This is a genomic window from Streptomyces sp. NPDC058008, from assembly GCF_042886395.1.
In the GTDB taxonomy this organism is placed as follows: domain Bacteria; phylum Actinomycetota; class Actinomycetes; order Streptomycetales; family Streptomycetaceae; genus Streptomyces.
The window spans coordinates 92,293-102,031 of the sequence record NZ_JBHVQX010000028.1 but is presented as its reverse complement, the minus strand read 5'-3'; the positions used below and the strand labels follow the sequence as shown (position 1 = coordinate 102,031).

At 72.4% G+C, this 9,739-nt stretch carries 7 protein-coding genes; 4 read left to right on the top strand and 3 right to left on the bottom strand.

Annotated features, from left to right (window positions below; translation table 11 throughout):
- Nucleotides 1–466 precede the first annotated feature (466 nt).
- Together ACFVS9_RS25910 and ptsP are read left to right on the top strand one after the other, a co-directional pair.
- Nucleotides 467–916, top strand: a complete 450-nt coding sequence (locus ACFVS9_RS25910; RefSeq protein ID WP_383116932.1) for a PTS glucose transporter subunit IIA — start codon at nt 467–469, stop codon at nt 914–916.
- A 76-nt stretch (nt 917–992) separates the two neighbouring features.
- Complete coding sequence (ptsP, locus tag ACFVS9_RS25905; protein ID WP_383116931.1) at nt 993–2,663, top strand: phosphoenolpyruvate--protein phosphotransferase; 1,671 nt, start codon at nt 993–995, stop codon at nt 2,661–2,663.
- A 76-nt stretch (nt 2,664–2,739) separates the two neighbouring features.
- On the opposite strand, the gene ACFVS9_RS25900 is transcribed toward ptsP, so the two are convergent.
- Nucleotides 2,740–3,654, bottom strand: a complete 915-nt coding sequence (locus ACFVS9_RS25900; protein ID WP_389935880.1) for a hypothetical protein — start codon at nt 3,652–3,654, stop codon at nt 2,740–2,742.
- Nucleotides 3,655–3,732: 78 nt separating this feature from the next.
- Nucleotides 3,733–5,718, bottom strand: coding sequence for an acetoacetate--CoA ligase (locus ACFVS9_RS25895; RefSeq protein WP_383116929.1), 1,986 nt, complete (start codon nt 5,716–5,718; stop codon nt 3,733–3,735).
- A gap of 218 nt (nt 5,719–5,936) precedes the next feature.
- Between ACFVS9_RS25895 and ACFVS9_RS25890 the strand changes: the two genes are divergently transcribed.
- Nucleotides 5,937–8,306: a glycoside hydrolase family 31 protein gene (locus ACFVS9_RS25890; RefSeq protein ID WP_389935877.1), complete on the top strand. Its 2,370-nt coding sequence runs from the start codon at nt 5,937–5,939 to the stop codon at nt 8,304–8,306.
- Here ACFVS9_RS25890 and ACFVS9_RS25885 read toward each other — a convergent pair.
- The gene (locus ACFVS9_RS25885; protein ID WP_383116927.1) at nt 8,297–8,794 is read right to left on the bottom strand and encodes an NUDIX domain-containing protein; all 498 of its coding nucleotides are present in this window, start codon (nt 8,792–8,794) and stop codon (nt 8,297–8,299) included. The genes ACFVS9_RS25890 and ACFVS9_RS25885 overlap by 10 nt on opposite strands.
- A 60-nt stretch (nt 8,795–8,854) precedes the next feature.
- Here ACFVS9_RS25885 and ACFVS9_RS25880 point away from each other — a divergent pair, with 60 nt between their 5' ends.
- Entirely contained in the window at nt 8,855–9,661 is an 807-nt protein-coding gene (locus ACFVS9_RS25880; RefSeq protein WP_389935874.1) for a M15 family metallopeptidase, read from the top strand.
- Nucleotides 9,662–9,739 lie beyond the last annotated feature (78 nt).

Sequence of the window (9,739 nt, the reverse complement as noted above, 5' to 3'; positions counted from 1 at the left end):
TTCACCGGGGCCCTCCGGGCGCTTCCCTTCGTTCTTGCGTTTCCGACTCTATCAGACTCTTTCGTGTCCGATTCCCGGCCGAAGCGGGTTCCTGCATTACTGCCTTTTCGCTTTCCAGGTCTTCGCTTTCGCGTTTTCCCTTTCCGGCGAGTCCGACTCTATCAGGCCTTTTCCGTTGCTCCGACCGGGGCCCTCGCGAGCATGCGGGAGCACTGTCGGAGTTACAGTCTGGGCTTGGGAGTCGCTGCCGATCCCGGGACTCGAAGTCCCGTCGGGGTCAGGCAGGGGTACGACAGTACAGGCCGCTGTGGGGCGAGGCAAATCGTTTGCGGCGGGTCTGTAGGTCGGCCAACCGGTTGCTCTCGGGCGGAACCGGGACTTCATATGACTTACGCTGCTGATCAGTACGCCGCCCCCGATCCGCCGTGGCGGTGACATCCGGATCCCCACCTCTGGGAGGCTCTCCATGACCACAGTGACGTCCCCGCTCGCCGGCCGTGCCATCGGACTCACCGCGGTTCCCGACCCCGTGTTCTCCGGAGCGATGGTGGGCCCCGGTACCGCCATCGATCCCGTGCGCGAGCCCTCCGAGGCCGTGTCGCCGGTCGACGGCATCGTCGTCTCCCTCCACCCGCACGCCTTCGTCGTCGTCGACGACCAGGGGCACGGGGTGCTGACGCACCTCGGGATCGACACGGTGCAGCTCAACGGCGAGGGCTTCGAACTCCTCGTGAACAAGGGGGACACGGTGACCCGTGGACAGGGCATCGTCCGCTGGGACCCCGCCGGTGTGGAGGCCGCCGGTAAGTCCGCGATCTGCCCGGTCGTGGCACTGGAGGCCACCGCCGAGTCCCTTTCCGACGTGGTCGAGGACGGCGACGTGAAGGTCGGCGAGACGCTGTTCGGCTGGCAGTGACACCCTCGGCACAGTGACGGGCCAGTTGGGTATCCACCGTGGCGGTCCAGCCGCCGCACTATCGGAGACGGGTGAAATGGAGACAACGCTGCGAGGCGTCGGCGTGAGCCACGGGGTGGCGATCGGCGAAGTTCGGCACATGGGCACGGCGGTGCTCGAGCCGCCGGCCAAACAGATTCCCGCGGAAGAGGCCGAGCGCGAGCAGGGGCGTGCCCGCCAGGCCGTGGAAGCTGTCGCGGCCGACCTCATCGCGCGCGGCAACCTGGCGGGCGGCGAGGCACAGCATGTGCTCGAGGCCCAGGCCATGATGGCGCAGGACCCCGAGCTGATCGCCGATGTCGAGCGCCGTATCGCCGTGGGCAGCACCGCCGAGCGCGGTGTCTACGACGCGTTCGCCGCCTACCGGGCCCTGCTCGCCAACGCCGGGGAGTACCTGGCGGGGCGGGTCGCCGACCTCGACGACGTCCGGAACCGGATCGTGGCGCGGCTGCTCGGTGTTCCGATGCCGGGTGTGCCGGACAGCGACGAGCCGTACGTCCTGATCGCACGCGACCTGGCCCCCGCCGACACCGCGCTGCTCGACCCCACGCTGGTGCTCGGCTTCGTCACGGAGGAGGGCGGGCCCACCAGTCACAGCGCCATCCTCGCGCGGGCGCTCGGCGTGCCGGCGGTCGTGGCCCTCCCCGGCGCGGGTGAGATCGCCGAAGGCACGGTCGTGGCCGTGGACGGCAGCACCGGTGAGATCTTCGTCGAGCCGAGCCAGGAGAAGCGCTCGGAGATGGAGAGTGCCTCGGCGGCGCGCAGGGCGGCGCTGTCGGCCGTGACCGGCCCGGGGGCCACCTCCGACGGTCACAAGGTGCCGCTGCTCGCCAACGTCGGCGGCCCCGGTGACGTTCCGGCGGCCCTGGAGGCAGGCGCCGAGGGCGTCGGCCTCTTCCGTACGGAGTTCCTGTTCCTGGACGACAGCAAGCAGGCGCCGTCCGAGGACAAGCAGGTCGCGGCGTACCGGGCGGTGCTGGAGGCGTTCCCCGAAGGGCGGGTGGTGGTGCGGGTCCTGGACGCCGGTGCCGACAAGCCGCTGGACTTCCTGACGCCGGCCGACGAGCCCAATCCCGCGCTGGGTGTACGGGGTCTGCGCAGCCTGCTGGACCACCCCGATGTGCTGCGGACCCAGCTGACCGCGCTGTCGCGGGCGGCCGAGGGGCTGCCGGTGTACCTCGAGGTCATGGCACCGATGGTGGCGGACCGCGCCGACGCGAAGGCGTTCGCCGACGCCTGCCGCGAGGCGGGGCTTCAGGCGAAGTTCGGCGCGATGGTGGAGATCCCGTCGGCCGCGCTCCGGGCCCGCTCGATCCTCCAGGAGGTGGAGTTCCTGTCGCTGGGTACCAACGACCTGGCGCAGTACACCTTCGCGGCGGACCGTCAGGTGGGCGCCGTTTCGCGGTTGCAGGACCCGTGGCAGCCCGCGCTGCTCGACCTCGTCGCGCTCTCGGCCGAGGCCGCCAGGGCCGAGGGCAAGAGCTGCGGTGTCTGTGGTGAGGCCGCCTCCGACCCGCTGCTGGCGTGCGTCCTGACCGGTCTGGGCGTGACCTCCCTCTCCATGGGTGCGGCGTCCATCCCCTATGTACGGGCGACGCTGGCGAAGCACACGCTGGCGCAGTGCGAGCGGGCGGCCTCCGCCGCGCGTGCGGCGGACTCCGCCGAGGAGGCTCGGCGCGCGGCTCAGGCGGTGCTCTCGGGCGAATGATCCCGCCCGCCTCGGGCGGTCGGATGTGAAGGGGTTCCCGCCGGTTCCGGCGGGAGCCCCTTCCGTCTGCCGGGGGTCAGTGGTGGGCCTCCGGTTCGTCGGCGCCGATGTCGAAGCCGGCGCAGTGTTCGACGCCGGATTCCGGGGAGACGGGTTCGCCCGTGTCGGCGTCGGTGCAGTAGGCGCTGAAGACCTCGCCCGCGGTGAGCGGGAGGAGGCTGCCGCGGTGCAGGCGCCAGCCGTGGACCCGGTCCGGGGTGCCGGGCTCCGTGGTGCGCAGTACGACGCCTCCCCTGGTCCCGAGCGCGACCCCGACGGCGAGCACGGTGGCGAACTCCGCTCCCTCCGACGGGGCGAGACGGACCGGGCCGTCCGTGTCCCGGGCGGTGCGGAGGACGGCGAGGAGCTGTTCGTCCTCCGTGGGCACGCTGCACACGAGATGGTGGGTCCCCGGCCCCGCGGTCTCCAGCAGGCGCGTCAGCAGGTGGGACGCCCGGTCGAAGGAGGCTCTGCCGATGTCCTGTCCGCAGTCCGCGCAGTCGCCGAGGCCGTCGAGCCGCGTCGTGGCGTACTCCCAGGTCGCCTGGCGGACGGCCCGCGAGACGAGCAGGGGGATCAGTGTGTCGATGGGCTGGCCCGTGTAGGCGACGGTGGCGCCGCCCGCGGCGATCTCGGCGGTGTAGCGGCTGCGGCTCGGGTGCGCGTCGGGATCGAGGCCGGATTCGGCGCAGAACCGGGCGTAGTCCTCGGGGTCGAAGAGGGCGACGGTGGTGTGGGTGCCCTGGGCGGCGAGGGCGCGCAGCAGCCCTTCGGCCTGCCGCAGGTAGGCGTCGTGGTCCTCGAAGGTGAAGCTGCGGTAGCGGCGCATGGCCGCGAAGTCCTCCGGGTCGACCAGGAGGCCGACGGTACGGGGTGCTTCGCGGCACAGTGCGCGTCGCATGGATGGTGCGGAACGCTGACGGCCGCGCCCGGTCTGCCTGATGTGCGCCATGAGTCCCCCTGTGCGCTGTCGATGATTGCTCACTCAGCGTAATCAGGGGGACTGACAGTGGGTCGTGCGGCGGCCGGTTCAGTGGCGTGCGCGCGCCAGGTCCTCGTAGAAGCGGAGGAGTTCGAGGTTGTCGACCGAGCCCGGGTTGACCGCCTTCGTGAGGGCGGTGCCCTGGAGGAGGCGTTTGACCGGGACCTCGATGCGCTTGCCGGTGAGGGTGTGCGGGATACCGGGGACCGCGATGACCTCGTCCGGTACGTGGCGCGGTGAGAGGTTCTCGCGGATGGCCCGCTTGATCCTGTCCCGCAGCCCGTCGTCGAGGGTGGCGCCCTCGGCGAGGTGGACGAACAGGGGCATCCAGTAGCCGCCGTCCGGCTCTTCGAGGCCGATGACGAGCGACTCGCGGATCTCGGGGAGCCGTTCGACCGCCTCGTAGATGTCGGCGGAACCCATCCGGACGCCCTGCCGGTTGAGGGTCGAGTCGGAGCGGCCGTGGATGACGACCGAGCCGCGGTCGGTGAGGGTGATCCAGTCCCCGTGGCGCCAGACGCCCGGGTACATGTCGAAGTAGCTGTCGTGGTACCTGCGGCCGTCGGGGTCGTTCCAGAAGCGGACCGGCATGGAGGGCATGGGGGCGGCCACGACGAGCTCGCCGACCTCATCGGTGAGCGGACGGCCCGCGGGGTCCCATGACCGGAGGTCGGTGCCGAGGCAGGGGGCCTGCAGTTCGCCGATGTGGACGGGCAGGGTGGGGACCGCGCCCGCGAAGCAGCTGCAGACGTCCGTTCCGCCGCTGACGGAGGCGATCCACAGGTCGGCACCGCTGTCGGCGAACTCGTCGTGCAGCCAGCGGAAGCCGTCGGGCGGCAGCGGGGAGCCGGTGGTGGCGACGCACTGGACGCGGCTGAGGTCGTGGTCGCGGCCGGGGTGGACGCCGGCTTTGCGGCAGGCCATGACGTAGGCGGCGGACGTGCCGAAGAAGGTCGCGCCGGTCTGTTCGGCGACGCGCCACTGGGCGCTGACGTCGGGGTGGCCGGGGCTCCCGTCGTACAGGACGACGGTGGTGCCGGTGAGCAGGCCGGAGACGAGGAAGTTCCACATCATCCAGCCGGTGGACGTGTACCAGAAGAAGCGGTCGTCGGGGCCGAGGTCGCAGTGCAGTCCGAGCTGCTTGAAGTGTTCGAGGAGGATCCCGCCCTGCGACTGGACGATCGCCTTCGGGAGTCCGGTCGTGCCGGAGGAGTACAGCACCCAGAGCGGGTGCTCGAAGGGGACCTGCTCGAAGACCGGCTCGGTGTCGGAGGCGGTGAGCGCCTGCCACGGGAGGGCGCCCTCGGGGGTGTCGGTGCCCAGGAGCGGGATGTGGACGACCGCGCGCAGGGTGGGGAGTTCACCGCGGAGCTCGGCCACGGTCGCGGTGCGGTCGTGTTCCTTGCCGCCGTAGCGGTAGCCGTCGACGGCGAACAGGACGACGGGTTCGACCTGCTGGAAGCGGTCCAGGACGCTGCGGGCCCCGAAGTCGGGGGCGCAGGAGGTCCAGACCCCGCCGACCGCTGCGGTGGCGAGGAAGGCGACGACGGCCTGCGGGATGTTGGGGAGGTATCCGCTGACCCGGTCGCCGGGGGTGACGCCCAGGGCGCGGAGTTCGGCGGCCAGCGAGCCCACCTGGCGCCGGAGTTCGTGCCAGCTGACGGAGACCTGGGTGTGGGTCTCGTCGACGTACAGCAGGGCGGGGGTGTCCGCGCGGAGGGGGTCGTCGGCGGTGCGGAGGGCGTGTTCGGCGTAGTTGAGGGCGGCGCCGGGGAACCACTGGGCCCCGGGCATGGTGCGGTCGCCGAGGACCGTGTCGTACGGGGTGGAGAAGCGCACGTCGAACCACTCGGCGACGGCCTTCCAGAAGGTGTCGAGCTCGTCCACGGACCAGCGGTGCAGGGCCGCGTAGCCGCCGTCCGCGGGGGCTCCGTGGCGCCCGGCGGCCCATCGCTGGAAGCGGGTGACGGCCGCGGCCTCGACGCGCTCGGGCCCGGGCTGCCAGAGGGGGGCTTCGCCGGCTGCTGAGGTCATGGAGGCTCCCTGGCCTTTCGGGGTGTACGCGGGGTGTGCGTGTGTCGCGCACGGGCTGGGGTGTGCGCGTGAACGGCTGTCACGGACGATGCCATGTGATCGTCCTGGGCACCAGGGTCCGCCCGCCATGCTCGCGTGTCCGGCTGTGTGGTGGCGCCACAGGTGAACGGAAGCTGAACGGAGCACGCATCCGTCCGGTCGGATGGCAGGGTGGCCGCATGGATGGTCGTGACCTGGTGCGCTCGGTGAGAATGGTCGGTTCCGTACAGGGGATGCGTACGGTGCGCTCGGCCTGGCGGCACCGGCGTGCGGATGCGCGGGCGCTGGCGCCGCGCGGTGTGGAGCGGGCCCGTGTGCCCGGCCTGTTGCTCGGTGCGGAACCGGAGCCGGGCGGTGGGGTCGTGCGGTTCGCGCGTTCGCGGCTGCGGATCCGGGTGGCGGTGGGTGGTGCGCTGTTCTGGTCGTGGGACGGGGCACAGGCGTCGCCGTCGTACGCCCTGGCGGGGGACGAGCCCGAGCCGGACGGGCGGGCACGGCTGGAGCCGGACAAGAACGGCGGCTGGCAGGTGGTGTCGGAGCGGCTGACGGTCGTCGTGTCGCGGCACGGCGCGGTGGAGTTGCGTACGCCGGGCGGGGTGCTGCTGCGCCGGGAGCTGCCGCCGCGGTGGTGGGAACCGGTGGACGGGGGCGCGGCGCGGTGGGTGCAGCGGTCGGAGGTGCCGGCGGACGCGCGTTTCTTCGGGCTGGGCGGCCGCGCCGGCGGTCCGCGGCTGCGGGAGGGCACGTACCGGCTGTGGAACACCGATCCGGGCGGGCGTTTCGGTCCCGGGGACGATCCGCTGTACCTGACGATGCCGGTGCAGGTGGTGGTCTCGGACGCGGGGACGCATCTGGCCTTCCACGACAACACGTGGTCGGGCGGGGTGACGCTGCGGGAGGGTGAGGAGGGTGCGGGGTCGGGGCACGACCGGCCGGGTGCCTGTGAGGTGCGGATGGACGGCGGTCCGCTCCGCTGCTGGGTGGTGGTGGGTACGCCGGCCAGGGTGCTTCAGGGCTGGACCGCGCTGACCGGGGCGCCGGCGCTGCCGCCTTCGTGGGCGCTCGGTCCCCAGCACGCGCGCTGGGGGTTCGGCAGCGAGCAGGAGGTGCGGCGCATCGTCTCGGGCTACCTGGAGCGGGGGCTTCCGCTGTCGGCGCTGCACCTGGACATCGACCACTTCGACGCGCACCAGGTCTTCACGGTCGACCAGGAGCGGTTCCCCGGTCTGCCCCGACTGGCGAAGGAGCTGCGCGAGGAGGGCGTCCGGCTGGTGTCGATCGTCGATCCCGCGGTGCGCGCGTCGGCGGGCAACGCGGTGTTCGACAGCGGTCGCGAGGTCGGCCCCCGGGGCGCGTTCGTGCGGGATCCGCAGGGTGTTCCGGTGCTGGGTGAGGTGTGGCCGGGGGCGTGCGTCTATCCGGACTTCACGGATCCGCTCGTCCGGCGGTGGTGGGGCACCCTGTACGAGGAACGGCTCGGCCAGGGGTTCTCCGGGGTGTGGCACGACATGAACGAGCCGGTGTCGTTCTCGGCCTTCGGCGACCCCTCGCTGCCCCTCTCGTCCCGGCACTCGCTGGAGGGCCGGGGAGGGGATCACCGGGAGGCCCACAACGTGTACGCCCTGGCGATGGCGAGGGCGGGGTACGAGGGGCTGCGCCGGCTGCGCCCGGAGGAGCGTCCGTTCCTCTTCTCCCGTTCGGGCTGGGCGGGGATGCAGCGGTACGGCGGCACCTGGTCCGGTGACGTGGCCACCGGGTGGCCCGGGCTCCGGGCCTCGCTGGCCCTGGTGCTGGGGCTCGGTCTCTGCGGGGTGCCGTATTCGGGGCCCGATGTCGGCGGGTTCGACGGGTCGCCGTCGCCGGAGCTGTACCTGCGCTGGTTCCAGCTGGGCGCCTTCATGCCGTTGTTCCGCACGCACGCGGCCGTCGACGCGGGGCGCAGGGAGCCGTGGGAGTTCGGGCCGGAGGTGCTCGCCCACGCCGGAAGGGCGCTGGCGGAGCGCGAGCGGTTGCGGCCGTACTTCGTGACGCTGGCGCAGCTGGCCCGCCTGACCGGTGCGCCGTACGTGCGGCCGGTGTGGTGGGGGGCGTCGGCGGACCGGGAGCTGCGGGACTGTGAGGACGCGTTCCTGCTGGGTGACGCGCTGCTGGTCGCACCGGTACTGGAGGAGGGCGGCGTGCGCAGGCCGGTGCGGCTGCCCCGCGGGCGGTGGTACGACACGGTGACCGGGCAGGCGTACGAGGGGCCGGGGCGGGTGGTGGTGGAGGCGCCGCTGTCACGGATTCCGGTGCTGGCGCGGGCCGGTGCGGTGATCCCGGTGCGGGGGCCGGAGGGAAGGCTGGAACTGGAGGTGTGGGCTCCGCCCGTGGGCCGTACCGGGGGCGGGCTGGTCGTGCGGGACGCGGGTGACGGGTGGGAGCGGGCGGAGGTGGAGCGCTACACGTCGCGGCTGCGTGCGGGGCGTGTGGTGGTCGAGCGGGACGGCGAGGAGGGGCTGGTGACGTGTCCGGTCCGTGTGCGGGGGCTGGCCGAGCCGGATCAGCGGTAGGCGCCGGCGAACCAGGAGCGTACGGCGCGGGTGTGGAGGGGGAAGGCGAGTTCGTCCGGGGTCGTCAGGATGTCGTATCCCGCGGTCTCGTCCGTCGGTGCGGAGGGCGGGAGTCCGGCGGCGGGGCGGGGCGGGAGCAGTCCGAAGAGGAGCAGGTGTCCGTCCGGTGAGCTGAGGGCGTCGGCGAGGCGCACCTCCGTCGCGTCGGCCCGGATACCGGTCTCCTCGCGCAGTTCGCGTACGACGGCGTGGCGCCAGTCCTCGGCCAGGTCGATGTAGCCGCCGGGCAGCGCGGTCCCGCCCCGGTGCGGCGGGATGGTGCGGGTGATGACGACGAGGCCCGTGCCCCGCTCCCCGGTGACGGGGAGCAGGGCGACGGCCACGGGCAGCGGGTTGCGGTAGGCGGTGTGCCCGCAGGCCGCGCACGTGCGGGGCCAGGCTTCGGTGGCGTACGGGGCTCCGCAGCTGCCGCAGTGGGAGTCGTTCACGGGCGGACTGTATCCGATCGCCCTTCTCCTGCGGCCCCGGAGCTGATAGACGGTGTGCCCATGACAGGAATCGCTCGTCTTCTCCGTGCCGCGGCCGCCGCCTGCGCCGCTCTGCTCCCCGTGACCGCCGCCGCGCCCGTGGCGGCGGCCGGGCCCGGGCCCCAGGCTCCCCCGGAGTTCGTCGACCTCCGCTCCGTCGACCCCACGATCATCACGGAGATGCGCTACGCCACCGCGCACACCTTCATGGGAGAGCCGGTGGACGGCTACCGGCAGCCCGTCTGCATCCTGACCCGGCCCGCCGCCCTCGCGCTGCGCACGGCGCAGCGGAGCCTTCTGCGCCAGGGCTACTCGCTCAAGGTGTACGACTGCTACCGGCCGCAGCGCGCCGTGGACCACTTCGTGCGCTGGGCGAAGGACCTCGACGACCAGGCCATGAAGGACGAGTTCTATCCGCTGGTCGACAAGACGCGCCTGTTCGAGGACGGTTACATCGCGGAGAAGTCCGGTCACAGCCGGGGCAGCACGGTGGATCTCACCCTGGTGAGGCTGCCGGCGCTGCCGACCCGGCCGTACGAGCCCGGCGAGGAGCTGACCCCGTGCTACGCGCCGAAGGGCGTGCGCTTCCCCGACAACTCGGTGGACATGGGCACGGGCTACGACTGTTTCGACACCCTGTCGCACACGGACGACCCCCGGATCCAGGGTGTGCAGCGCGCCAACAGGCAGTTCCTCAAGGAGAGGCTCACCGGCCTGGGGTTCGTGAACCTGGCCGAGGAGTGGTGGCACTTCACCTACCGGCCCGAGCTCTTCCCGGACACCTACTTCGACTTCCCGGTGGCCAGGAGGTCCGTCGCGGGGCACTGACGGTCCGGACGGGGAACGGCGACCGGGACCACCCCCGTGGGCTCCGGCCGCCGTTCTCCCTCACGGACGCGGAACTGC